Below are 24,206 nucleotides of genomic sequence, written 5' to 3' on the forward strand. Positions count from 1 at the left end.
CAGGGAGTGAAGCAAGTGAGCGGACTGTTCCGCGTGCTGGACACCGTCGCTGACCGGCTCGTGGTCCCCGGCTACTCGAAGCTGGGCTTTCAGCTCCGCCGCCGAGGCTGGCCCGGCCTGCTGCCCGACGCGTTGCACGGCAGGAAAGCCGTCGTGACCGGAGCCGGCACGGGCATCGGCAAGGCGACCGCGCTGGGCCTGGCCCGCCTCGGCGCGGAGGTCGTCCTGGTGGTGCGCGACGAACGCAAGGGCGCCGCCGCCCGCGACGAGATCGTCGCCGCCGTCCCCGGCGCTGTGGTGGAGATCAGCCTTTGTGACCTGTCGAGCTCGGAGTCCGTCCGCCGGTTCGCTGCGTCGCTGGACCGCCTGGACATCCTCGTGCACAACGCCGGCGTCCTGCCGCAGGAGCGTGCCGTGACCGAAGACGGCCACGAACTGACGTTCGCCACGCACGTCCTCGGCCCGTTGCTGATGACCGACCTGCTGCGACCGCTGCTCGCCGCCTCATCGGACCCGCGAGTAGTGCTCGTCTCGTCGGGAGGCATGTACACCCAACGCCTCCGCGCGGACGACCCCGAGTACCGCGAGGGCGACTACCGCGGCGCGACCGCCTACGCGCGCACGAAACGCATGCAGGTCGCGCTCGCGCCACTGCTCTCCGAGCGCTACGCCCAGGACGGCATCGGCGTGCACGCCATGCACCCAGGCTGGGCCGACACACCGGGCGTCGCCGGTTCGCTGCCGGGCTTCCACCGCCTGACCAGGACGTTCCTGCGCACCGCCGAGGAAGGCGCGGACACCGTCGTCTGGCTGGCGGCGACCACCCCCGCGCCCCGCTCCGGCCAGTTCTGGCACGACCGCCGCGCGCGTCCGACCCACCTGCTGCCGACCACGGGCGAGACGCCGGAGGACATCGACGCGTTCTGGCAGTACAGCACCAGCGCGGTCGGCCTTCTGCCTTAGAGAACGACCTTCTGGTACTGCTCGCGATCCATGTCGTAGACCTCCAGCGTCACCTGCGTCGGCAGCCCCTCGACCGGCTTGAGGTGTTCCTGAGCGATCCCGAGACTCACCCGCCCGACCTCCTGCTTGAGCTCGACCGACCGCCCGGTCAGCAACCCGACCCTGACGTGGATCATGGCCGCGGCCGACCCGTCCCCGATCACGGACTCCTCGATCTGCCGGAACCGCGTCTTGAACGCCGCCACCTCCGCGCTGACCAGCGGGCCCACGGTTTCGTGGAGCGCGAGGGCGAAGGCGCGGCGGTCGAACGCGTCGCTCAGTTCGGCGGAGTACTCGACGGTGATCTGTGGCATGGGCTCACGCTACCGGCGGCGGCCAGGACCTCGCGGACCGTCTCGCACAGCAGATCATCATCTGGGATTCCCCTGGTGGGGCGCACGTCCGTGGTGAGCAACGGCCGCAACGCGGACACGGCCGGTGCAGCGAGGGTTCCCAACGACGCCAGCTTGCCGATCGCACGAATGACGTAGCGACCGAAGACACCGTCTGAGTGGAGCGCCAGCCTTGCGGCCGTGGCGACCGAGAGCCCGTCTTCAGGGTCTCCGGTCATCCGCCACAGCGCGTACCGGAGTTCCATCAACTCCCACCCGCGACACAGAGCGGTCTGCTCGCACAACCGATCCGCCAGACCTGCCGCTGCAGGGCCGAGTTGCGCCAGCACGTCGGCGTGCTGACGGAGGGTGGGGTCGGCCGTCTGGAGGTGGAGCAGGAGTTCCTCGGGCTCGCCGGTCACCTTCCACCGGCGTACGGCCGCCCTGGCGGAGGTCGGGACATCCGTGGTGGCCATGACCGCGGGTAGTGCCGCCTCGCGCGCTTCCTCGGAGTCCAACGCGACGAGGGCGTCCAGGGCCCAGGGCTCTGCCTTCGTGCCGAGGAACGACGTGATCTCCAGGAGGGCGTTCTGGGCGTCAGGACCCCACTTCGCCAGCACCAGCAGCAGGTCGCGCTGCTCCGTCAGCACGCTCGACGCCGTCAGTCGCCGCCGGATACCCGGCAGCAGCGACGCCGAGGCGGGACGTAGTGGCGTGAGGACGTTGAGAAGTGATGGGCCGGCGCATCCGGCGTCGTGCAAGAGCCCGTGGTCTGGTGCGTCGAGCAGGTCCGCGACCAAGTTGACGGCTTCGGGAGCGCCGATCCTGACCAGGGCGTGCAGGGCGGGCCTGGCCACCTCTGGCTCGTCCTCGCACGCGGCGAGCAACTGTGTGGTCCAGGGCGCAGCCGCCCGGCCGGCGGACGCGAGGATCGAGGCCGCCGACCACCGTTGCCGGGAGTTCGGATCGCACAGCCCGTCGGCGACGAGCGGCAGAAGCGTCGTGACGGGAGAACGCCAGCGGCGCATGACGTCTGCGGCGGTGCTCATCGCGTTGGCACGGCGGTCTGCGTCGGCGCTGCCCAGGAGGGTCGCGGCCAGCCTGGTCCTGCCGTCCCGGTCGTCGTCGATGATGTCGTTCGTCCACAACAGAAGCCGCCCGACCACCTCTCGCTGTACGGGCCAGACGTCGTGCCACACAGCCAGATCTGCGATGGACAGGTAAGCCGCGGCCTCGTCGACGTGCCGGGGGTCGCGGCCGCCGAGCCCGCAGCGGCGCGCTGCCAGTGCGCCGGCGAACCGGAGTGCGGGGTTTTCGTTCTCGGGCAGGGAGGAAAGCCAGTCGATCACCTCTACCGGCCACTCCCCGGACGTGTCGCGCAGCAGTTGGGCGGCCGCCAGCACGTAGCGGACGCGGGCCGCCTCGTCGGGTTCCTCTCGCCACGTCGCGAGCAGCGCGGGCAACACGAGTCCTGCCTGATCGGCGGCATACCCCAATGAGAGCGCGATCGCCCTGCGGACGACCGGATCGGGGTCGGCGAGCAGATCGAGCAGCTGTGGCAGAACTTCCTGCCATGCCGCCGGCCACGCGGCGTTGACGTACTCGGGATTGACCTTCTGCGCAGTCTGGGCGAGGTCACCGATGAACCCGATGGCCGCGCTTCTGTGCGCGAAACCGGGATCATGCGCCCACAGCACGAGAACAGGGAGCACGGGTGGCGCGGCGGACAGGACTCCGCCGCCTTGGTGGAACACCTTGTTGTGCAGTTCACCGAACGCATCGGCATCGGTGGCACTGGCGCGGAGCAGAGCGGGAATGTCCTCGGCAGAGCCGTAGTGGTGGTGCAGAGACTCCCACGGGACGTTGTCGACCATGGGCGAGAGATCCTGGGACATCCAGGCGACTTCTTTTCGAATCGGACCGCCAACGAGCGATCATGTCCCCTCAGCCTAGGTCATGCGGCCTCGCTGTGGGTCAGGATCAGGAGTTCCGTGCTCAGTCGCAGCTGGAACCCCAGCTTCTCGTACAGCCGCACGGCACCGGTGTTGGACGCGAGCACGTGCAGGAACGGCGTCTCCCCACGCTCCTGAATGCCATGCGCGACGGCGAGCAACAACCGCGTCCCCAATGCCTGCCCACGCGCCTCGGGATGCGTGCAGACGGCACTGATCTCGGTGTACCCAGGCACACGCAGCCGTTCACCCGCCATAGCCACCAACCGACCATCCCGCCGCACCCCGAAATACGCACCCATCTCGATGGTGCGAGGCAGGAACGGCCCCGGCCGCGTGAGCTCCGCGAGCGCCAGCATCTCCGGAACATCCGCGGCACCAAGCCGAACGGCCTCGAGTTCCGGTGCCGCCGCAAGGTCAAGACCGACGTACTGCAACAGAGGCAGACGCCCGTCCACCTGCCAGCCAACTGGAGGTTCGAGACCGGTCACGACAGCGTGCGGGGCCAGCGCCGCGAGGTCGAGCCAGTCGGCTTCGGAAGGCGAAGGCGGCAGTGCCACGAACGGTGACATGTCGGTCGGGTAGCGCAGCACGTTGCCCTTGTGCTCGGCGAAGCGGGCGTGCGGGCCGGTCAGAGCCGAGTGGGCGGCGTGGTCGAGCGGGTTCATGCGAGCGGCTCCATCAGGCGGCGCGGCGTGTTGAGCAATGCCGAGACCGGGTCGGGGTTGGTGTTGCCGGGGTCGAAGCCCGGGCCGGGGTCCACGCGGGTGTCGGCGGCGGGAACCAGGCCGCCGCACACCGAGCAGCGGCCTTCGGGGTCGAGGCGGCCGTTGTCCGTGGTGTGCCAGAAGGTGCGCTTCTCGCCGGTGGGGGAGTAGTGGTCGTCGCCCCAGGCCATCATCGCCCGCAGGATCGGCCAGAGCTGGACGCCCTTGGTGGTGAGGCGGTACTCGCCGTCGGTGTGGTCGAGCACGTCCTCCTGCACGAGGAACTTCAGGCGGTTGGTCAGGACGGCGCGCGGGATGCCGAGCTGGGTCGCGAAGTCGCCGAACCGGCTGATGCCGAAGAAGGCGTCGCGCACGATCAGCAACGTCCACCGCTCGCCGACGATCTCCAGCGCTCGTGCCAGCGAGCAGTTGCGGTCCGCGTAGGTGCTGGGCAGTGCCATGGGTCCCACTGTAGTTCATTCACTGAACTGCCGTGCTACGGTTCGCCGTAGTTCAGTGAATGAACTACAAGAGAGAGGCTGCCGCCATGTACCAGTTCCTGGTGTCGTTCACCGTCCAGCCCGCGCACCGCGAGGACTTCGTGAAGGTCGCGCGCAAGACCGCCGAGGACTCCCTCGCGAACGAGCCCGGCTCGTTGCGGTTCGAGGTCATCGCGGACGAGGAGAACCCGGATCTCTTCTACCTCAACGAGGTCTATGCCGACGTCGACGCGTTCACCGCCCATGCGAGCGGGCCGTACTTCGGTGCGTTCTTCGCCGAGGCCAGCGCGTACGCCGAGGGTCCGACGTGGCTGATGAAGGGCAACGTGGCCGCCTGATGTCCGAAGAACGCACGCGGACGGTCACCTGGGCCGATCCGCAGAAGACCGCCGCACTGGCCATGAAGCTCGACGGCCTGGACTTCCTCCGTGCCATCGCCGCCGGGGAGGTGCCGCCCCCACCCGTCGCAGAACTGCTCGGCGCCCGCTTGGTGTCCGTGGACAAGGGGTCTGTCGTGTTCGCGCTGGACCCGGCCGAGTTCCACTACAACCCGATCGGCTCGGTGCACGGCGGCGTCTACGCGACGCTGCTCGACTCGGCGGCGGGCTGTGCCGTGCATTCGACGCTTCCCGCCGGGACCGGGTACACGAGCCTCGACCTGGCCGTGCGCTTCCTCCGTCCGATCAGGACGGACACCGGCACGGTCACCTGCGTCGGAACCGTTGTCCACCAAGGCAGACGGACCGCGATGGCCGAGGCACGCCTAGTCGACGGCGCCGGACGGCTGCTGGCGACCGCGACGAGCACCTGCCTGATCCAGGAAGGAAAGAGTTGACGAAGAGCCTCGTGACCGGTGCCACCGGACGTCACGGCGGCACCGGCGCGCACCTGGTGCAACGGCTGCGCGAGGAGGGCAGGGACGTCCGCGTGCTCGCCCGCACCCGCAGCACCCGCACCGAGTTCCTCGAGTCGCTCGGTGCGGAGGTGGTGATCGGCGATCTGCAGGACCGCCGCAGCATCGTGCCCGCGCTGGAAGACGTGGAACTGGCCTACTTCACGTATCCGATCGACGCGGGAGTGATCGGAGCGGCGGCGAACTTCGCGGCCGCGGTGCGGGAGTCCGGTACGTCACCGCGCACGGTCGTGATGTCGATGGGGCCGGCGCATCCCGGTCACCCCAGCGGCCGCGGGCGGGACCAGTGGCTCGCCGAGGAGGTTCTGCAGTGGGCGGGCCTGGACGTGCTGATCCTGCGCGTCGCGGCCGCGTTCCACGAGAACATCCCGGCGCTGCACGGGAAGTCCGTCCGCGACGAGGGCGTGATCCGCAACTGCTTCGGGCCCGGCCCCGTCGCCTGGATCAACGGCAGGGACGCGGGGGAGCTGGCCGTGGCCGCGATCCTGCACCCCGAACGGTTCGACGGCCCGATCTGCTACCCCACCGGCGCCGAGGAACTGAGCCACCACGACATCGCGGCCGTCCTCGCCGAGCAGCTCGGCAGACCGGTCCGGTTCGAGCCGGTCTCCGCGCGGCAGTGGTGGCGCGAGCTCGTCGAACTGTCCGAAGTGGACGACGTCGTGAACGCCGACATGGCCGGCCACATCACCTCGGTGGCTGCACGGGTCGCCGAGCACGGTTCGACCATGGCGGCCGACGCCCGCGCGCTGGCGAGGCTGATCGGCCGCGAGCCGGTGACGTTCCGGGAGTACGCGCGCCAGGGTCACTTCCCGTGGGGGTCCGAGACGTTGAGCACGGAGACGACCTTGTCGTAGTCGCCGCGGGCCTCGGCGTAGCGCAGGAACTTCACGCGCTCGACCTGGATCTCACGGGCGTCGGGCTGGGTCTCGATGATGCTCATGACCTCGGCGACGTACTCGTCGAGCGGCATGGCGTGGTCGCTCTCGGCCTGGCCGGGCAGCAGGTCGGTCTGCACCGACGGCGGCTCCAGCTCTACGACCTTCACCGACGTGTCGGCGAGTTGGAGCCGCAGCGACTCGCTGAGCATGTGGATGGCGGCCTTGGACGCGTTGTAGCTCGGCGTGATCTTCAACGGCGCGAAGGCGAGGCCGGAGGAGACGGTCATGATCGTGGCGTCCGGCAGCGACTGGAAGTGCTCGACGAACGCGGCGATCAGGCGGATCGGGCCGAGCACGTTGGTCGTGACGATGCCCTCGGCGGACTCCAGGAACGACTCGGGGCGGTGCCAGTCCTCGATCCGCATGACGCCCGCCATGGTGATCAGCACGTTGACCGACGGGAAGCGGGCGATGACGTCCTTGGCCGCGGTCTGGACGCTGGCGGCGTCGGCGGTGTCGATGCGGACGGTCTCGACGCCGGGGTGCTCCGCGGCGATCCGGTCGAGCAGTTCGGTGCGCCGGCCGCCCACGATCACGGTGTTGCCGCGCTCGCGCAGGGCGAGGGCGAGCGCCAGGCCGATTCCGCTGGTGGCGCCGGGGATGAAGACGGTGTTTCCGGTGATGTCCATGGCACTGAGTCTCGGCCCGGTCACTGGTACCTCACCAGAGAGCCCTTATCGGGGGATCGGCGATCCCTGGTTCGCGGCCGCACAAGCCGGATACTCGACCACATGGATCGGGTGGAACTGGCCGGCTTCCTGCGTCGCCGCCGGGAGGAACTGAGGCCGGAGGACGTCGGCCTGCCGGTGGGCGCGCGCAGGCGGGCACCGGGGCTGCGGCGTGAGGAGGTCGCGGCGCTGGCCGCCATGTCCACGGACTACTACACGCGCCTGGAACAGCAACGCGGCCCGCAGCCGAGCGAGCAGATGCTGACCTCGCTGGCCCGTGCCCTCCGGCTGAGCGACGACGAACGCGACTACCTGTTCCGCGTCGCCGGTCGCAACGCCCCGTCACCCCAGGCCACCGCCACGCACGTCGCGCCCGCGTTGCAACGGGTGCTGGACCGTCTGAACGACACGCCCGCGCTGATCCTGTCGAACCTCGGCGAGGTCCTCGTGCAGAACCGGTTCGCCGAGGCGTTGTACGGCGACTCCTCGCGCTTCACCGGCCACGCCCGCAGCGGGATCTACCGCTGGTTCACCGAGCCGGGCGAGCGCCTGGTCTACCCCGAGCACGACCGCGACCGGCAGAGCCGCACCCAGGTGGCGAACCTGCGTGCGGCCTACGCCTCGATGGGCCCGCGTTCACGGGCCGGTGAGCTCGTTCGCGCGCTGCAGAAGGAAAGCGCGGAGTTCGCGCGGCTGTGGGAACGGCACGAGGTCTCGAAGCGGTTCGAGGACCACAAGGTGCTGATCCACCCGCAGCTCGGCGAGATCGAGGTGGACTGCCAGGCGTTGTTCACCGAGGACCAGTCGCAGGCGTTGCTGGTGCTGACCGCGCCGCCGCGCACCGAGGCGTTCGACAAGCTGCAGTTGCTCGGCGTGCTGGGCACGGAGAAGTTCGTCAGCTGAGGATGAAGATCGTCTCCTCGATCTCGGCCTTCCGCGCCGCCGCATAGCCGGTGTCGGTGCCGACGGGCTTGAACCCCGCCCTGGTCAGCACTCGCAGCGAGGCCGCGTTGTCACTGGCGGCACGGGCGTGCAGCGGCCGGACCGTCACGCGTTCGAGCAGCAACGCCAACGCCCGCCCGGCCACGCCCTGACCCCACATCGCGCGGTCGATCCAGTAGGTGATCTCGGTGTCGCCCTCCATCACGAAGCTGGCGATGCTGCCGACGACCACGCCGTCACCGAGGATCACGTGGTTGAGGGTCTCCGGGTTCTCCCGGATCCTGCGCATGTGCGCGTCGAACGCCGCGCGGTTGTCGGGGTCCTCCGCCGTGAACGCGGCCATCCACACGGCCTCTGGATCGCGCATGAACTCGAACAGCACGTCCAGATCCGCGTCCTCGACGCCGCGCAACGTCACTTCTCTGATCATCGAGCGAGCCTAGTCGCGAGCCACGCCAGCGAGAGGGGATATCGGTAGTCGATGGCGCCGTGGCCCGCGTCGAAGAGCTCGAAGTGCACGCGCTCGTCCGGAATCCCGGCCTGCGCGATCTCCTTGCGGAACGCCTCCGCGCCCAGGTCGAGGAAGTACTCGTCCCTGGTGCCCGCGTCGATCCACACGGCCCGCAGCGACCGGATCGCGTCGGCGTGACCGGGCACCATCCGCACCGGGTCCCAGTCGAGCCAGCGCTGCCACACGTCCGGGATCAACGCTCCGGTGACGGAGTCGAACGGCAACTCGGGCACGCCGTCCTCGGTCGCCGAGAAGCACGCCGCCACACCGAGAATCCCGAGCAGGTCCATGTCCTCGGGCTTGGTGAACGCCGTGCGGCTCTGGAAGTCCGTCCACCACTTCTGGACGTCGTTGTCGTAGCCGCGCAACGCTCGCACGGCCTTGCCGAAGTCCGCGAGGTAGCAGAGCTCGTAGAGCGAGTCGCCCGCGTGCGTGGCCAACGCGCCGAACAGGTCCGGCCGCAGCATCGGCGTGATCATCGCACCGAACCCGCCCGACGACTTGCCCGCGATCGCCCGCGACTCGCGGTCCGGGATCGTGCGGTAGTGCTCGTCCACCCACGGCACGATCTCGTCGCACAGGTACGAGTGATAGCGGCCGGTGCCGGGCGAGTCGACGAACTGCGACCCTCCGTACGAAGTCCACGCGTCGACGTACACGACGATGCAACCAGGGGCTCCCTGCGCGAACACCGCGTCGGCCGTCTCGATGAACGGCTGGCGGAACGGCGTGCGGTTCGCCCACATCTGCACGTGCCCGGTGTAGCCCTGGATCATGTAGACGGTCGGGTAGTGCTCGGTCCCGGAGTCGTAACCCGGCGGCACGTACACCCACAGCGGCCGCTCGTGCGGATCTCCGAGCGGGTTGTCGCGCAGCAACGCGGACTCGACGGTGTGCCGGTCGAGCCGGCCGGCGAGCGGTCCCTCCCAAGGCAGCATGATCCCAGTCAACCACAGTGGACCCGCTGGTCCAGAAAACGTACTGTGGCGTCATGAAGCTCACGGTGAAGGGACAGGCGACCCGGCAGCGCATCATCGAGGGGGCGGCCTCGTACCTGCGCAGCGATGACGCGGCCGGCGTGACGCTGGACGACATCCGGGCGATCACCGGTACCAGCAAGGGTCAGATCTTCCACTACTTCCCGGACGGCAAGGAGGAGCTCTTCCTCGCCGTGGCGCGGTTCGAGGCCGATCGCGTGCTCTCCGACCAGCAGCCGCACCTCAGCGCCCTCACGTCGTGGGCCGCCTGGGAACGCTGGCGCGACTCGGTCGTCGCCCGCTACCGGGCACAGGGCCGCACCTGCCCGCTGGGCGTGCTGATGGGGCAGCTCGACAGCACACCGGGCGCGCACGAGGTCATCGGCACGCTTCTCGAACAGTGGCAGTCCGAGCTGCGCCGCGGCGTCATCGAGATGCAGCAGGCCGGTCTGGTCCGGTCCGATGTGGACGCCGGCCGCGTCTCCGCCGCGTTGATCGCGGGCATCCAGGGTGGCGTGCAGGTGCTCCGGTCGACCGGCGACGTCACGCACCTGGAGGCGGCCCTCGACGTCGTCATCGACTACCTGCGCGGCTGAAGTTCTGGACTTGCGGGTCCAAAAATACGGACCTAGCTTCGAGTGCATGGCACAACGACTGCAGGGCAGGACCGCCCTCATCACCGGTTCCACCAGCAACATCGGCCGCTCGATCGCGGTCGCCTTCGCCCACGAGGGCGCGCACGTCGTCGTCTCCGGGCGCGACGAGGCCAGGGGAGCGGAGGTCGTCGACCAGATCCGCTCGTCCGGTGGCCGCGCCGACTTCGTCCGCGCCGACCTCGACGGCTCGTCCGCCGCGAGCCGCGCACTGGCCGCGGAAGTCCAGACGCTGCTGGGCGGCCCCGTCGACATCCTCGTGAACAACGCCGGCATCTACCCCTCACCCGGCACCCTCGACACCGACGACGAGACCTTCGACCGCGTCTACGGCGTCAACGTGAAGGCCCCGTTCTTCCTGACGCAGGCCCTGGTTCCCGCGATGATCGGCGCGGGTTCCGGCGTGGTCATCAACCTCGGTTCGTGGATCGCCCGCCTGGCCGTGCCGCGCGGCTCGCTCTACAGCTCCACCAAGGGCGCCATGGAAACGCTTACCCGCGCCTGGGCGGCGGAGTTCGGCCCACAGGGCGTGCGGGTGAACGCGATCTCCCCCGGCGTCGTCGTCTCGCCGGACTGGGACCCCGGCACCGTCCACCCCGGCGAGGCGATGATGCACGGCACACCGGCCGGCCGGTCCGGGCACCCCGACGCCATCGCCGCAGCCGCGGTCTACCTGGCCTCGGACGACGCCGCGTTCGTGCACGGGACGGTGATCGACGTCGACGGCGGGCGGACCGGGGTCGCGGTCGTCGCCGGCTGATCTCCTCGCGCTGACGGGGCTCGCTCTAGTGAGCCCCTAGGAGCATCTGTTGAAGTGTCCAAACGACTACTGACAGATGATCCGAATCGAGAAGCAATGGACAAGGCATCCGTCGCGCGCTTCCTGCTGCTGGCGCTGCTGTGGGGAAGCAGCTTCACTCTGATCAAGGTGTCCCTGGAAGGGTTGACACCGGGACAGCTCGTGCTCAGCAGACTCATCCTGGGCGCGGCCGTCCTGCTCTCCATCGCGGCCGTCCGCAAGGTCGCCCTGCCGCGTTCCGCCCAGATCTGGGGGCACATCGCCGCCGCCGGTCTGTTCGGCAACGTGATCCCGTTCCTCCTGCTGTCCTACGGCGAGAAGACGACCGGCGCCGGCATCGCGGGCGTCCTGATCGGCGCCAGCCCGTTGCTGACGCTGGCACTCGCCACCGCCGCTCTGCCGACCGAGCGGGCGACCTCCCGCAAGGCGGTCGGCCTGGTGCTCGGCTTCATCGGCGTGGTGCTGCTGATCGGGCCGTGGCACGAGTCGCTCGGCTCGCTCAGCGGCCGGCTGGCCTGCTTCGGCGCGGCCATCAGTTACGCGATCGGCTTCGTGTACGTCCGCAAGTACCTGTCGCCGCTCGGACTGGCGCCGCTGTCGCTGGCCGCGTCGCAGCTCGTCGCGGCGGCCGTGCTGCAGGCGGTCGTGACGCCGTTCCTCGACTGGCGCACGCCCAGCTTCACCGGCCCGGTGACGATGAGCATCGTGCTGCTCGGCCTGCTGAGCACGGGTCTGGCCTACGTGCTCTACTTCCGCCTCATCGGCGACGTCGGGGCCACCACAGCATCGGCGGTCAACTACGTCGTACCGGTGTTCGCGGTGCTCGTCAGCGTGTTGTTCCTCGGTGAGCACGTCACGTGGAACCTCATCGCGGGCGGTCTCGTCGTGCTCGTCGGCGTGGCCTACGCGGAGAACAGGCTCGGACAGCTCCGCAAGACCCCGGAGAAGGCGGGGGCGGTCCGGTGAACCCGCGGGCGCTGCTCGGCGCGATCACCGCGGACCTGGACATGGTCCTCGACCGCGATCCGTCGATCACGTCGCGCAGCGAGGCGTTGCTGCACCCGACGGTGATCGCGATCTGGGGCTATCGCGTGTCGCACTGGTTGCACCTGCGGGGGCACCGGCGCAGCGCCCGGCTGGTCATGGTCATCGCCAGGCTGCTGACCGGTGGCATCGAGATCCACCCCGGTGCGGAGATCGGCCGTGGATTCTTCATCGACCACGGCGCAGGCGTGGTCATAGGCGAGACGGTCATCATCGGTGAGGACGTCACGATCTTCCACCAGGTGACGCTCGGCGCGGTCGGGTGGTGGCACGACAACCAACGCCCGGAAGGCTCCCGGCGGCATCCGAAGCTCGGCGACCGGGTCGTCGTCGGAGCCAACGCGACGCTGCTCGGCCCGATCACGGTCGGCCACGACTCGGTGGTCGGCGCCCAGGCGCTGGTGATCCGTGACGTACCAGCGGATTCACGCGTCCTGGCGCCGTTCTCCGTGCCCGCGCTGAGGTCGACCCGCGGCGTGGTGAAGGCGGCCAGGGCCCGTCATCCCGTTCAGATCACGGGACTGCGGCACAAGGGCGCCCAGGCCGTGTTCCCCACTTGGTGACAACTAACCGATCGGAGTTCGCGTGAACACCCGAGTCAGTCAGCCCCTCACCAGACGACCGCCCGCGCACTCGCTCGTGGACCTGATCGGCGGCACACCCACCGTCCGTCTCGACCTCGGCGTGACCACCGCGAACCTCTACGCCAAGCTGGAGATGGCCAACCCCCTGTCCAGCGTGAAGGACCGCGCCGCGCTCTACATGATCAACGGCGCGGAGGAACGCGGGGACCTGACCAGGGGCACGGGCACGATCGTCGAGGCGACGTCGGGCAACACGGGCATCTCCATGGCGGCCATCGCGGCCGCCCGCGGGTACAAGTGCGTGATCGTCCTGCCGGACAGCGCGACCAGCGAGCGCATCCAGCTGCTGCGCGCGTTCGGCGCGGAGATCGTGCTGACCCCGTACCAGGAGGGGTACGTCGCGGCGATCGCCAAGGCCGAGGAGATCTACCGCGAACGGCCCGGGTCGTGGTTCGCCTGCCAGCACGAGAACTCCGACAACGTGGCGGCGCACTACGCCACCACCGGACCGGAGATCTGGAACGACACCGACGGCGAGGTGGACGTCTTCGTCTGCGGTGTCGGCACCGGCGGAACGCTCAGCGGCACCGCGAAGTACCTGAAGGAACGCAATCCCGGCATCCGCGTGGTCGCGGTGGAGCCGGAAGGGTCACCGGTGCTCAGTCAGGGATGGGGCGGCCTGCACCGCATTCCCGGGCTCAACGGCGGGTTCGTCGCGCCGACGACGGACGTGGCCCTGATCGACGAGGTCCTCGCGGTGTCCAATGAGGACGCCTACAGCACGGCAAGGGAACTCGCGCGGACCGCGGGGCTGCTGGTCGGGGTCTCCTCCGGCGCGGCGGCGCACGCCTGCCGGGTGCTCTCCGCGCGGCCGGAGTACGCGGGCAAGAACTTGGTCACCGTGTTCCCGGACACGGGCGAGCGGTACCTCTCGTGGTTCAACCAGGAAGACACGACGGACAGCGGCGAGACGCCCGCAGCCATCAACGAGGAGTGAACAGACATGACGCAAGTGTCCAACATCCTGCTTCCCGGCGAAGGCGAGTCGGTGCAGATCGGCACGACCACCCACACCACCTTCAAGGCCAGGGGCAGTGAGACGGACGGGCGCCTCGGCCTGTACGAGCACCGGATGGCCGCGGGAGCTCCCGGTGCCTCGCCGCACGTGCACAACGAGCAGCTGGAAGCGTTCTACGTCCTGAGCGGCATGGTCGAGCTCCACCTCGACGGCAAGTCGTTCGCCGCGCCTCCCGGCACGTACGTGAACGTCCCGATGGGCGTGTCGCACGGGTTCCACAACCCGTACCAAGACCAGGCCACGATGCTCATCATCTTCACCCCCGCGCTCAACCGCGAGGAGTACTTCCGGGGCCTGTCCGAGATGTACGCGGACGGCAACCAGCCCACCGAGGACGAGCTGCTGACCCTGATGGCGAAGTACGACCAGTTCGAGGTCGCCATCGACGGCACCGTTCCCGGCTGGGGCCGGCACTGAGGTGACGGCGGGCGCCCGTTTCCCGGGCGCCCGCCACCCTTTTCTCAGGCCGAGTCGCGCACGATGAGTTCGGTGGGCAGGATCAGCGACGTCGGCTGTTCGCCGTTCAGCAGCCGGATCAGCATCCTGGTCATCTCCCGGCCGAGCGCCTCGATGGGCTGCCGGACCGTGGTCAGCGCGGGCTGGGTGTGCCGCGCCGTCACGATGTCGTTGAAACCGACGACCGCGACGTCCTCGGGAACCCGCTTGCCCTGTTCCCGCAGGACGGCGAGCGCCCCGGTGGCCATGGCGTCGGACGCGACGAACACGCCGTCCAGGTCGGGGTGGTCGTCGAGCAGGAGTTTCATCCCCGCGGCGCCGCTGGCCTCGCTGAAGTCGCCGTGCGCCACGCGTTCGTCGCTCAGTCCCGCCAGGACGACGGCCTCGCGGAAGCCCATGTAGCGCGACATGCCGGCGTGGGTGTCGAGCTCGCCGGTGATCGTGCCGATCTTGGTGCGGCCCGACGAGATCAGGTGCTCGACGGCCGTGCGGGCACCGCCCCGGTTGTCGGCGTCCACGTACCACTGCGGTGCGCGGTCGAGCGACCGTCCACCGTGGACGGCCGGCAGTCCGCTGTCCTCCGCCATCTTCGACAGCGGGTCGTTCTCCTTGAGCGCCAGCAGCATCACGCCGTCCGCGCCGCGCGACTGGAGCACCTGCGCGAACCTGTCCCTGCCGCGCTGGGACGCGGCAAGCAGCAGCATCAGGTGCAGGTCGGTCTCCTCGAGCGCCGCGTTGACGCCGCTGATCACCTCGGCGAAGAAGAGGTTGGCGAAGATCGCCGGGTCGTCGCTCGAGATCACCAGCACGACGGCGCCGCGCCGCTGGCTCGCCAACGAGCGCGCGGCGGTGTTCGGGACGTAGCCCAGATCCGCGATGGCGCTCTGGACCGCGCGCTTCGACTTCTCGCTGACGTGGCGCGCGTTGTTGATGACGCGGGACACGGTGCCGGTCGAGACGCCCGCGCGTTGCGCCACTTCCTCCAGGGTGGGAGGCCGGGTGTTCATGGCCGCACCCTATCAATGTTGTAAGCGCTCACAGTCCACCTCGCGCGATCACGTCCGCGTACCACCGGGCGCTGTCCTTCGGGGTGCGGCGCTGGGTGTCGTAGTCGACGTGCACCAGGCCGAACCGCTGGGCGTAGCCGAAGGACCACTCGAAGTTGTCGAGCAGTGACCAGGCGAAGTAACCCTTCAGCGGCACCCCTCTCGACACCGCCTCCGCGCACGCCCGCACGTGTCCGTCCAGGTAGGCGACGCGGTCGGCGTCGTGCACCTCGTCGTCGAACGCGGCGCCGTTCTCGGTGATGTACAACGGGATCGCCGGGTAGTCGCGGTCCAGCCGCAGCAGGAGGTCGAACAGTCCACCGGCGTCGATCTCCCAGCCGATGGACGTGCGCGGCCGGCCGCCGTCGAGGTGCCGGACGTGCTCCGAGCCGACGTAGGCCGAGGGCGACGGGGTGGTGCCGTGACCGACGAGCATGGGGGAGTAGTAGTTCACGCCGAGGAAGTCGATCGGCGCGGCGATGGTCTTCAGGTCACCGTCCTGGACGTGCTCGAAGCCGGTGACCGGTGCCAGATCCCGCAGCACGTCGTCGGGGTACTCCGCCCGCAGCACGGGGTCGAGGAAGAGCCGGTTCTGCATGCCGTCGATCCGGCGCGCCGCGTCGAGGTCCGCCTCGGTGGCCGAACCCGCCGTGACGTGCGAGAGGTTCAGCGCGATGCCGACCCGCGCGTCGGGCATCGCCCGTGCCGCGAGTCCGTGGCCCAGCAACAGGTGGTGGGCGGCGCGGATCGACGCGGCCGGGTCCTGGCGGCCGGGAGCGTGCCGGCCGGTGGCGTAGCCGAGGAACGCCGAGCACCAAGGCTCGTTCAGCGTCGTCCAGTGCGTGACGCGGTCCGCCAGCGCCTCGTGCACGATCTGCGCGTACTCGGCGAACCGCAGCGCGGTGTCGCGCTCGGGCCAGCCGCCTGCGTCCTCCAGCGGTTGCGGCAGGTCCCAGTGGTAGAGCGTCGGCCACGGCTGGATGTCGTTGTCCAGCAACGTGTCCACGAGGCGCTTGTAGAAGTCGAGGCCGCGCTCTTCGACCTTGCCCGACCCGAGTGGTTGCACGCGAGGCCACGCGATCGAGAACCGGTAGGCGCCGAGCCCGAGCCCGCGCATCACGGCGACGTCTTCGGGATAGCGGCGGTAGTGGTCGGCGGCGACGTCACCGGTGTCGCCGTTGTCCACCTTGCCCGGGGTCGCGCAGAACGTGTCCCAGATGGACGGTCCGCGTCCGTCCTCGGCCACCGCGCCCTCGATCTGGTAGCTGGACGTGGCCGCGCCCCAGAGGAAACCGGGTTCGAACGTGGTCATGCCTTGACCGCCCCTTCCATGATGCCGCCGATGATCTGGCGTCCGAACGCGAGGAACACCAGCAGCAACGGCACGGTGGCGATCAGCGCCCCGGTGAACATGAGCGTGTAGTCCGTGTAGTAGGTGGTGGAGAGCTGCGACAGCGAGAACTGGACGGTCGGGTTGTCCGCTTCGAGGACCGCGAGCGGCCACAGGAACTCGTTCCACGCGCCCATGAACGTGAACAGGCCGAGCACAGCGGCTCCGGGACGCAACGCGGGCAGCACGATGCTCCAGAACGTGCGGAACGTGCTGCACCCGTCGATGCGGGCGGCCTCGATGAGCTCGTCGGGCACGGCCTGCTCGGCGTACTGCCGCATCAGGAAGACGCCAAACGCGGACACCAGCGCCGGCACGATGATCGCTTCCATCCGGTTCTGCCAGCCCAGCTCGACCATGATCATGTACAGCGGGATGATGCCCATCTGCACGGGGATCATCATGGTGGCGAGGATGACGAGCAGCAGCCCGTTGCGGCCGCGGAACTTCAGCTTGGCGAACGCGAAACCCGCGAGCGACGAGAAGAACACGACCGAGACGGTGATGATCGCGGAGCTGAGCAGCGAGTTCCACAGGCCCAGCAGGAAGTTCGCGTCCTCCGCGGCGAACAGCCTGCCGACGTTGTCGCCGAAGTTGGGGCCGGGCGCCAGCGGCGGTGGCCAGTCGCCGACGACGTCGTTGGCGCGGGTGGCGACGACGAAGAGCCAGTAGAGCGGGAACGCCGACAGCACGATGCCCGCGAGGAGCGTGAAGTAGACCAGGGGATGGGTTTTGCGCATGGCTACCTCGACCTCCGCGTGATCAGGAAGTTGACGACGCCGAGCAGGGTGATCAGCAGGAAGATCATCCACGCGACGGCGGAGCCGTAGCCGTAGTCGAAGTCCCGGAACGCCTTCTCGAACATGTACATCGACACCGTCTGGAACTGGCGCAGGCTGCCGCCGGAGATGGCGAAGCTGCCCTGGCCGAAGATCAGCGGTTCGGTGAAGAGCTGCATGCCCGCGATGGTGGACATGATGACGGTGAAGACGATCGCGGGCCGGATGTTCGGGACGGTGATGCTCCAGAACTGCCGGATCTTGCCCGCGCCGTCCACGGTGGCCGCTTCGTACAGGTCCTTCGGAATCGCCTGCATCGCCGCGAGGTAGATCAACGCGTTGTAGCCGGTCCACCGCCAGTTGACCATGGTGGCGATCGCGGTCCACGACGACCACTTGTCGGCGCGCCAGTCGATCGCGTCGATGTGCACCAGCCCCAGCAGGCCGTTCACCATGCCGGCGTCTCGGTCGAAGATCTGGCTGAACACGATGCCGACGGCGGCGACGGACGTGACGATCGGCAGCAGCACGCCCATCCGCAGGAACGTCACGGCGCGCAGCTTCTGGTTGAGCAGGCTCGCGAGCACCAGGGCGCCGAGCAACTGCGGCACGGTGGCGAGCACGAGCATGCCGAGGGTGTTGACGACCGAGTTCCAGAAGTCCGGGTCGGCGAACAACGTGACGTAGTTGTCGAGCCCGACGAACGCGCCCGCGCCGGTGATGTCCCAGTCGTGCAACGACACCCAGGCCGTGTAGATCAGCGGGAACAGCCCGAAGACCAGGAAGATCACGAAGAACGGCGCGATGAACAGGTACGGCGACCACTTCACCTCGACGCGCGAGATCCGGTCGCGCAGCCGGGTGCGCGGCTTCGTGGTCGGAGGAGGCTCTGGGCTCCTCGGGCTCGTGGCCGTCCTCGGCCGCAGATCAGTCACCAACGTGTGTCCTCAGGTGGTGTGGGATGACGGCCGGGGCGGGTTTCTCCGCAACGCCCCGGCCGCCAGGTCTACTTGGCCAGGCGCTTGGCGTCGTCGACGGCCTTGGCCCAGGCCTCGTCGGGCTGGAGCTTGCCCTGCTCCACCGCGAGCAGCGCGTTGCCGACGCGGTCACCGATGGCGTTGTTGTCCGGGCCGAGGTAGACGGGCTTGAGCGCCTTGACGCTCTCGCCGAAGATCTTGCCGACGGGCGCGTCGCCGAAGTACGGGTTCTTGAAGTCCTGCACGACCGGGTCGTCGATGGCCTGCGGCGAGGACGGGAAGTTGTTCTTCGCCTTGAACGCCGTGGTCTGGCCCTTGGCGCTGGTCAGGAACTTCGCCAGCTCGGCGGCCTCCTTCTGGTGCGTGCTCTGCGCCGGCACCGCGAGGAACGAACCACCGCGCACCGCGCCGTTGCCCGGCACCTTGGCGACGTCCCACTTGCCCTTGTTCTCCGGGCCCGCCTGCTTCTCGATCGTGCCGAGCATCCAAGACGGGCACGGGATCGTGGCGAACGTGCCGTTCTTGAAGCCCGCGTTCCACTGTGGACTCCACATCTCGATGTTGGCCGACAGACCGGCCTTCACCATCTCGATGGACTTGTCCCAGGTGGCCTTCACGGCCGAGTTCGAGTCGATCACCAGCTTGTTCGTGGCGTCGTAGTACGTGTGGTCACCGGACTGCATCAGCATGTTCAGGTAGACGCCGCCGGTCGAGTCGTAGAAGCCGGTGCCGGGGGTCTTGGCCTTGAACTGCTTGCCGGTGGAGAGGTAGGCGTCCCAGGTGGGCCAGAGCTTGCCGACCGCCTCCCGGTCGGTCGGCAGGCCCGCGGCCTCGAAGAGGTCCTTGCGGTAGCACATGCCCTGCGCGCCGACGTCCGTGCCGAGACCGACGACCTTGCTGCCGTCCGAAGTGGACGCCTGCTGCCACTTCCACGGCAGGAAGTTGCCGGAGAGTTCCTTGGCGCCGTGGTCGAGCAGGTTCACGAACTGGTCGGGCTTCGCCATGAACTGCGAGAGGATGCCCTCCTCGATCGCCACGACGTCGCCGGCGCCCTTCCCGGTGGCGAGCCACTGCTGCAGCTTCGGCGTGTAGTCGCCGAGCTTGCCGATGTTCTCTTCCTTGATCTTGATGCCGGGATGGCTCGCCTCGTACTCCTTGTACAGCTCGTCGTAGCCGAACTGGCTGAAGGTCTTGACGATCAGCGTGACGTCCCCCGACGACGCGGAGTCGGCGGCGCCACCACAGGCGGACACGGCCACCAGCGAGCTGAGCAGAGTTGTGGCGAGCAGAGCGCGCCTCGGTCGAACACCCATCGAAGAACCTCCAGTTGGCGGATGGTCTGCAAGCGCTAACACCTGGATTTGGCCGTCTGACAGACCACTGGAACACCGTTCACCTGCTGCGACGCTGCGGCTTCGGCCGGTGTGCGCCCACTGGGATCGGGGGAAACTGTGAGCGCTTACAGGACTGTAACCACGAGGCCATCCGGATGTGAAGAGGTAGCGCCGGTCACATTTCGATGACGCGGGAGCGTTGACAGGCGGGGGCGGGTGGGTGAACATTCGCCTCGACGCTGCGGTCGCGCCGGGAGACAGTCGACCTCGAGAGGCCCCCGGTATGTCCGTGAAGACCAGGCTGGTCGCGACCGGCCTTCCGTTCGTCCTGATCGCCACGATCGCGGCACCCGCGACCGCGGCCGAGCCCTACGAGCGCGTGCTCAACGGCAAGTTCGACAGTGTGAAGACCCCTTGGTGGAGCAGCGGAATCGCTCCGTCCACAGTGGCCGACGGCAGGCTGTGCGCGCAGATCCCCGGCGGCACCGCGAACCCGTGGACGGCCATGATCGGCCAGAACGACATCCCGCTGGAGGCCGGTCAGCCCTACACGCTGCGCTTCACCGCCACCGCGACGAAGAACGTCACCGTGCGGGCGGCGGTCGCGCTGTCCGTCGCGCCGAACACCACGGTGCTGAACAAGGCCGCCGCGCTCACCAGCACTCCCAAGACGTTCGAGTTCACCGGCACGTCCACAGTGGCCACTCGCACCGGCGGCCAGGTGGCGATCCAGGCCGGTGGCGTCTCCGCCGAGCCGTACACGCTGTGCATCGACGACGTGTCGCTGACCGGCGGAATCGTCCCGCCCGGCGGTGGCTGGGACTACGGCTCACCGGTGCGCACGAACCAGTACGCGTACCCGACGGCCGGAGCCAAGCGCGCCTCGATCGTGAACAGCTCCACCGAGCCGGTCGACTGGCAGCTGCGCGACGCCGCGGGCGCTGTCGTCCAGGCGGGGAAAACGCAGGTCAAGGGCAACGACGCGATGACGCGCGACCACGTGCACATCGCCGACTTCTCGTCGTACCGGAAGGCTGGAAGCGGTTACAGTCTGACTGTCGGCGACCAGAGCAGCTTCCCGTTCGACATCGCCGACAAGCCCTATGACCAGCTGCGACGGGACTCGCTCGCGTACTTCTACCACAACCGCAGCGGCATCCCGATCGAGGCGAAGTACGTCGGTGAGGCGTACGCGCGACCGGCGGGACACGTGGGCGTGGCGCCGAACCAGGGCGATGTGTCGGTGCCGTGTCTGCCGGGGGAGTGCGACTACTCGCTCGACGTGAGCGGTGGCTGGTACGACGCGGGCGACCACGGCAAGTACGTCGTCAACGGTGCCCTCGCCGCGTGGCAGCTGATGGACACCTACGAGCGGTCGCTCTACACGCTCGACATCGAGGGCTTCCGTGACGGCCTGCTGTCCATCCCGGAGCAGGACAACCAGAAGCCCGACGTGCTGGACGAGGCGCGCTGGGAGATGGAGTTCCTGCTGAAGATGCAGGTCCCGGCGGGTAAGCCGCTCGCGGGCATGGTCCACCACAAGATCCACGACCTGGCCTGGACCGCGCACCCGATGCTGCCCGGCAACGACCCGCAGCCGCGCTACCTGCACGCCCCGTCGACGGCCGCCACGCTGAACCTCGCCGCCGCCGGTGCCCAGTGCGCCCGCGTCTTCAAGCTGTGGGACCGCGCGTTCTCCGACAGGTGCCTGGCCGCGTCCGAGACGGCGTGGAAGGCCGCGCTGGCCAACCCGGCGAAGTACGCCCCCAAGGAGGACAGCGTCGGTGGTGGTGCCTACGACGACACCAACGTCACCGACGAGTTCTCGTGGGCCGCGGCCGAGCTGTACGGGACGACGGGCAAGCGCGAGTACCTCAACAAGATCACCACGAAGCTGACCTCGGCCGGGTTCTCCTGGAAGGACACCGGCGGCCTGGCCGACCTCACGATCCTGCGGCTGCCGCTGAAGTTCCCGCTCGACCGCGTGATCACCGCCCGCGCGCGGGTCATCAACGTCGCCGACGGCCACCTGCGCGACCTGAAGTCGCAGGGCTACCCCAACCCGTCGAAGCCCGCTGACGGCCAGTACGCCTGGGGTTCGACCAGCGCCACGCTCACCGCGTCGATGATCATGGCGATGGCCTACGACACGACTCTCAACCGCAAGTACAGCGACGCGGTGCTGGAGTCGATGGACTACCTGCTCGGCCGCAACGGCCTCAACCAGTCGTTCGTCAGCGGCTACGGCGAGAAGGCCAGCAAGAACCAGCACCACCGGCACTGGGCGCACCAGGTCGACGCCAGGATGCCCAACCCGCCGGCCGGATCGCTCGCCGGTGGCCCCAACTCGGGCCTGCAGGACCCGGTGGCGCAGCAGAACCTGCCGGGCTGCGCGCCCGCGAAGTGCTACCTCGACGAGCTCGGGTCGTGGTCGACGAACGAGGTCGCGATCAACTGGAACTCCGCGCTGGCCTGGGTCTCCGCGTTCGCCGACACCCGCTGACCTTCCCGTCACCAGAACTCCCACCGCCCGCGCAATGCCGCGCGGGCGGGTGGGTGAGAGGAACAGTCCCATCCGAGAGGAGATCCACAGTGCGGTGGATTGCCCGTTCGACGGTCGCGGTCTGCGCGGTCTTGCTGCTGTCCCCGGCCACCCCTGCCACAGCAGCCAGCCCACTGGACCTGACCAGCGGTTTCTACGTCAACCCCAACTCCGCGCCCGCCACCTGGGCCCGGAACAACCCGAGTGACTCCAGGTCCGCGCGGATCCAGTCCTCGATCGGTTCCAAGCCGATCGCGCGCTGGTTCGGCAACGACTCCAACATCGGCTCGACCGTGGCCAACTACGCGGGCGCGGCCGACGGCCAGGACAAACTCCCCGTCCTGGTCGCCTACAACATCCCGAACAGGGACGCCTGCGGCGGTCATTCCGGCGGTGGCGCCGGAAGTGCCTCCGCCTACCGGACCTGGATCTCGAGCTTCGCGGCCGGGATCGGGACCAAGCCCGCGGTGGTGATCATCGAACCGGACGCGCTCGCCGCCTACGACTGCCTGACGGCGGCGCAGCGGACGGAGATGGCGGGCCTGCTCAAGTACGCCACCGAACAGCTCAAAGCCAAGGCCCCCAACACGTACGCGTACCTCGACGGCGGCAACGCCGGCTGGGTGTCGCCGTCCACCATCGCGTACCGGCTGAACGAGGCCGGCGTGCGGAACGTGCGCGGGTTCTCGGTGAACGTGTCGAACTACTACACCACCAGCCAGTCGACGAGCTATGCGAGCCAGGTCAACGGCTTCCTCGGCTACACGGCCGGTTTCGTGGTCGACACGAGCCGCAACGGCAAGGGGCGCGGCGACGGCTGGTGCAACCCCGCCGGTCGCAAGCTCGGTGTGGTGCCGCAGATCGGTGGCGGTGCCGACCTGTTGTTGTGGGTCAAGACACCGGGCGTGTCCGACGGTCAGTGCGGCATCGCGCCGACCACGCCGGCGGGCACGTTCAACCCCGATCTGGCCATCCGGCTGATCGACGGCGTCTGATGAGGTAGGGCCAGGGGCACGGGCGGCTGGAACAACCGCGTGCCCCCGGCGGTTCAGAGGCTAGCTGGAAAGCGCTTACCTTCCTAGAGGTCAACGCAAAGCGGATTCCCTGAGTCGGTCGGCGAGCGCCACGACGAGGTCGCGCAACTCGTCCGGGCGCTCGATCACGAACGGCAGGTCCAGTGAGGCGAGGACGCCCGGCAGCCAGTCGAGCCGTTCCACCCGCAGTTCGACGCGCGACCAGTCCGACTCCTCGATGAGCGCGACGCTCGCGGGCAGCCGGGTGCGGATCTGCTCGGCCGTTCCCCGGATGCGCAGGGTGACCTCGTGCCGGTAGGCGGCGGTGGCGAGTCCTTTCAGGACCAGTTCCGCCGGATCGACTCCCTCCGGCGGGTCGAACGAGCCGGGCGACGTGCGTGCGCCGGCGATGCGGTCCAGCCGGAACGTCCGGCCCTCGCCGAGCGCGGGATCGGCACCCGTCACGTACCACCGGCCCGAGTGGGCGACGAGCCCGTACGGGTGCAGCGTGCGTTCGCTGTGGCGGCCATCCCTTGCGGTGTACCGGATCGAGACCGGCCGGTGGTGGCTCACCGCGTCGGCGATCGTGAGCAGGACCGTGGCGTCAGGCGCGGGCAGCTCGCCTTCGGGTGAGGTGAAGGCGAGGGAGCCGAGGACGGCGTCGAGCCTGCCGCCCAGCCGCTGCGGCAACACGCGCCTGATCTTCGCCGCCGCCGTCTCGCCGGCGGTGTTCATGGCCGTCATCAGGCCGGATCGGCGCCCCGCGACCAGGCCGAGCAGCACGGCGAGCGCCTCGTCGTCGCTCAGCATCAGCGGAGGCATGCGGTAGCCGGACGCGAGCCGGTAACCGCCGTAGCGGCCGCGCACCGACTCGACGGGCACGTCGAGATCGACGAGGTGCTCGACGTACCGGCGCACCGTGCGCTCGTCCACGCCGAGCCGGTCGGCGAGTTCGGCGACGGTCCGGACGCCTCCCGACTGCAGGAGTTCCAGCAGGGTGAGGACGCGGGCGGTGGGCCGGGGCATGGTCGAAAGTATTCCGCAGATACCGGGCGGATACTGTCCG

At 69.0% G+C, this 24,206-nt stretch carries 26 protein-coding genes; 13 read left to right on the plus strand and 13 right to left on the minus strand.

The window, feature by feature from the left end:
* Positions 1-15 precede the first annotated feature (15 nt).
* Positions 16-963, plus strand: coding sequence for an SDR family NAD(P)-dependent oxidoreductase (locus ACH413_RS03295; protein WP_360030111.1), 948 nt, complete (start codon positions 16-18; stop codon positions 961-963).
* On the opposite strand, the gene ACH413_RS03300 is transcribed toward ACH413_RS03295, so the two are convergent.
* Genes ACH413_RS03300 through ACH413_RS03315 form a run of 4 tightly spaced genes read right to left on the minus strand, consistent with a single transcriptional unit; the run spans position 960 to position 4,454 of the window.
* A complete protein-coding gene (locus tag ACH413_RS03300) occupies positions 960-1,316 on the minus strand; it encodes a hypothetical protein (RefSeq protein WP_360030113.1) in 357 nt (118 codons plus the stop codon). The two genes, ACH413_RS03295 and ACH413_RS03300, sit on opposite strands and share 4 nt — an antisense overlap.
* On the minus strand, positions 1,280-3,229 hold the full coding sequence (locus ACH413_RS03305; RefSeq protein WP_360030115.1) for a HEAT repeat domain-containing protein: 1,950 nt from the start codon (positions 3,227-3,229) through the stop codon (positions 1,280-1,282). Before ACH413_RS03305 ends, ACH413_RS03300 begins: the two co-directional genes overlap by 37 nt.
* A 59-nt stretch (positions 3,230-3,288) precedes the next feature.
* Positions 3,289-3,954, minus strand: a complete 666-nt coding sequence (locus tag ACH413_RS03310; RefSeq protein ID WP_360030117.1) for a GNAT family N-acetyltransferase — start codon at positions 3,952-3,954, stop codon at positions 3,289-3,291.
* Complete coding sequence (locus ACH413_RS03315; protein WP_360030119.1) at positions 3,951-4,454, minus strand: helix-turn-helix domain-containing protein; 504 nt, start codon at positions 4,452-4,454, stop codon at positions 3,951-3,953. The genes ACH413_RS03310 and ACH413_RS03315 overlap by 4 nt, the downstream gene beginning before the upstream one ends.
* Before the next feature lie 59 nt (positions 4,455-4,513).
* Between ACH413_RS03315 and ACH413_RS03320 the strand changes: the two genes are divergently transcribed.
* From ACH413_RS03320 to ACH413_RS03330, 3 genes are read left to right on the plus strand one after another with little or no spacing between them, the layout of a single operon-like run.
* Positions 4,514-4,831: a putative quinol monooxygenase gene (locus ACH413_RS03320; protein WP_360030121.1), complete on the plus strand. Its 318-nt coding sequence runs from the start codon at positions 4,514-4,516 to the stop codon at positions 4,829-4,831.
* On the plus strand, positions 4,831-5,328 hold the full coding sequence (locus tag ACH413_RS03325) for a PaaI family thioesterase (RefSeq protein WP_360030123.1): 498 nt from the start codon (positions 4,831-4,833) through the stop codon (positions 5,326-5,328). Before ACH413_RS03320 ends, ACH413_RS03325 begins: the two co-directional genes overlap by 1 nt.
* Positions 5,325-6,263, plus strand: coding sequence for an NmrA family NAD(P)-binding protein (locus ACH413_RS03330; RefSeq protein ID WP_360030125.1), 939 nt, complete (start codon positions 5,325-5,327; stop codon positions 6,261-6,263). Before ACH413_RS03325 ends, ACH413_RS03330 begins: the two co-directional genes overlap by 4 nt.
* Here ACH413_RS03330 and ACH413_RS03335 read toward each other — a convergent pair.
* Positions 6,212-6,976: an SDR family NAD(P)-dependent oxidoreductase gene (locus ACH413_RS03335; RefSeq protein WP_360030127.1), complete on the minus strand. Its 765-nt coding sequence runs from the start codon at positions 6,974-6,976 to the stop codon at positions 6,212-6,214. The two genes, ACH413_RS03330 and ACH413_RS03335, sit on opposite strands and share 52 nt — an antisense overlap.
* 102 nt (positions 6,977-7,078) lie before the next feature.
* Between ACH413_RS03335 and ACH413_RS03340 the strand changes: the two genes are divergently transcribed.
* Positions 7,079-7,918, plus strand: coding sequence for a helix-turn-helix transcriptional regulator (locus ACH413_RS03340; protein ID WP_360030129.1), 840 nt, complete (start codon positions 7,079-7,081; stop codon positions 7,916-7,918).
* On the opposite strand, the gene ACH413_RS03345 is transcribed toward ACH413_RS03340, so the two are convergent.
* Positions 7,911-8,387 (minus strand): GNAT family N-acetyltransferase, encoded by a 477-nt coding sequence (locus ACH413_RS03345; RefSeq protein WP_360030130.1) that lies wholly within the window; start codon positions 8,385-8,387, stop codon positions 7,911-7,913. The genes ACH413_RS03340 and ACH413_RS03345 overlap by 8 nt on opposite strands.
* Positions 8,384-9,406 carry an alpha/beta hydrolase-fold protein gene (locus ACH413_RS03350; protein ID WP_360030132.1) on the minus strand — a complete coding sequence of 341 codons (1,023 nt, stop codon included), beginning with the start codon at positions 9,404-9,406 and terminating at the stop codon, positions 8,384-8,386. Before ACH413_RS03350 ends, ACH413_RS03345 begins: the two co-directional genes overlap by 4 nt.
* A gap of 53 nt (positions 9,407-9,459) precedes the next feature.
* Between ACH413_RS03350 and ACH413_RS03355 the strand changes: the two genes are divergently transcribed.
* The 6 genes from ACH413_RS03355 (at position 9,460) to ACH413_RS03380 (ending at position 14,020) form a co-directional block, all read left to right on the plus strand.
* On the plus strand, positions 9,460-10,041 hold the full coding sequence (locus ACH413_RS03355) for a TetR/AcrR family transcriptional regulator (RefSeq protein ID WP_360030134.1): 582 nt from the start codon (positions 9,460-9,462) through the stop codon (positions 10,039-10,041).
* Positions 10,042-10,087: 46 nt separating this feature from the next.
* A complete protein-coding gene (locus ACH413_RS03360; RefSeq protein ID WP_360030136.1) occupies positions 10,088-10,858 on the plus strand; it encodes a glucose 1-dehydrogenase in 771 nt (256 codons plus the stop codon).
* A 96-nt stretch (positions 10,859-10,954) separates the two neighbouring features.
* Positions 10,955-11,863 carry a DMT family transporter gene (locus tag ACH413_RS03365; RefSeq protein ID WP_360030138.1) on the plus strand — a complete coding sequence of 303 codons (909 nt, stop codon included), beginning with the start codon at positions 10,955-10,957 and terminating at the stop codon, positions 11,861-11,863.
* Positions 11,860-12,504: a serine O-acetyltransferase EpsC gene (epsC, locus tag ACH413_RS03370; RefSeq protein WP_319974236.1), complete on the plus strand. Its 645-nt coding sequence runs from the start codon at positions 11,860-11,862 to the stop codon at positions 12,502-12,504. The genes ACH413_RS03365 and epsC overlap by 4 nt, the downstream gene beginning before the upstream one ends.
* A gap of 22 nt (positions 12,505-12,526) precedes the next feature.
* Positions 12,527-13,522: a cysteine synthase A gene (gene cysK / locus ACH413_RS03375; RefSeq protein ID WP_360030139.1), complete on the plus strand. Its 996-nt coding sequence runs from the start codon at positions 12,527-12,529 to the stop codon at positions 13,520-13,522.
* 6 nt (positions 13,523-13,528) lie between these two features.
* Positions 13,529-14,020, plus strand: coding sequence for a cupin domain-containing protein (locus tag ACH413_RS03380; RefSeq protein ID WP_319974234.1), 492 nt, complete (start codon positions 13,529-13,531; stop codon positions 14,018-14,020).
* A 44-nt stretch (positions 14,021-14,064) separates the two neighbouring features.
* Here ACH413_RS03380 and ACH413_RS03385 read toward each other — a convergent pair whose 3' ends face one another.
* The 5 genes from ACH413_RS03385 to ACH413_RS03405 form a co-directional block, all read right to left on the minus strand.
* Positions 14,065-15,066 (minus strand): LacI family DNA-binding transcriptional regulator, encoded by a 1,002-nt coding sequence (locus tag ACH413_RS03385; RefSeq protein ID WP_360030142.1) that lies wholly within the window; start codon positions 15,064-15,066, stop codon positions 14,065-14,067.
* A 28-nt stretch (positions 15,067-15,094) separates the two neighbouring features.
* Entirely contained in the window at positions 15,095-16,417 is a 1,323-nt protein-coding gene (locus tag ACH413_RS03390) for a GH1 family beta-glucosidase (protein ID WP_360030144.1), read from the minus strand.
* Positions 16,414-17,235 (minus strand): carbohydrate ABC transporter permease, encoded by an 822-nt coding sequence (locus ACH413_RS03395; RefSeq protein ID WP_360030146.1) that lies wholly within the window; start codon positions 17,233-17,235, stop codon positions 16,414-16,416. Before ACH413_RS03395 ends, ACH413_RS03390 begins: the two co-directional genes overlap by 4 nt.
* A 2-nt stretch (positions 17,236-17,237) precedes the next feature.
* A complete protein-coding gene (locus tag ACH413_RS03400) occupies positions 17,238-18,209 on the minus strand; it encodes a sugar ABC transporter permease (RefSeq protein ID WP_360030148.1) in 972 nt (323 codons plus the stop codon).
* A 71-nt stretch (positions 18,210-18,280) separates the two neighbouring features.
* A complete protein-coding gene (locus tag ACH413_RS03405) occupies positions 18,281-19,564 on the minus strand; it encodes an extracellular solute-binding protein (protein ID WP_360030150.1) in 1,284 nt (427 codons plus the stop codon).
* Between the two features lie 310 nt (positions 19,565-19,874).
* Here ACH413_RS03405 and ACH413_RS03410 point away from each other — a divergent pair, with 310 nt between their 5' ends.
* A complete protein-coding gene (locus ACH413_RS03410) occupies positions 19,875-22,088 on the plus strand; it encodes a glycoside hydrolase family 9 protein (protein ID WP_360030152.1) in 2,214 nt (737 codons plus the stop codon).
* A gap of 89 nt (positions 22,089-22,177) precedes the next feature.
* Entirely contained in the window at positions 22,178-23,122 is a 945-nt protein-coding gene (locus ACH413_RS03415; protein ID WP_360030154.1) for a glycoside hydrolase family 6 protein, read from the plus strand.
* 90 nt (positions 23,123-23,212) lie between these two features.
* Here ACH413_RS03415 and ACH413_RS03420 read toward each other — a convergent pair whose 3' ends face one another.
* Positions 23,213-24,166, minus strand: coding sequence for a YafY family protein (locus ACH413_RS03420; RefSeq protein WP_360030156.1), 954 nt, complete (start codon positions 24,164-24,166; stop codon positions 23,213-23,215).
* Positions 24,167-24,206: the final 40 nt, after the last annotated feature.

Origin of the sequence: Lentzea sp. NPDC020367, assembly GCF_044387305.1 — a bacterium.
In the GTDB taxonomy this organism is placed as follows: Bacteria; Actinomycetota; Actinomycetes; order Mycobacteriales; family Pseudonocardiaceae; genus Lentzea.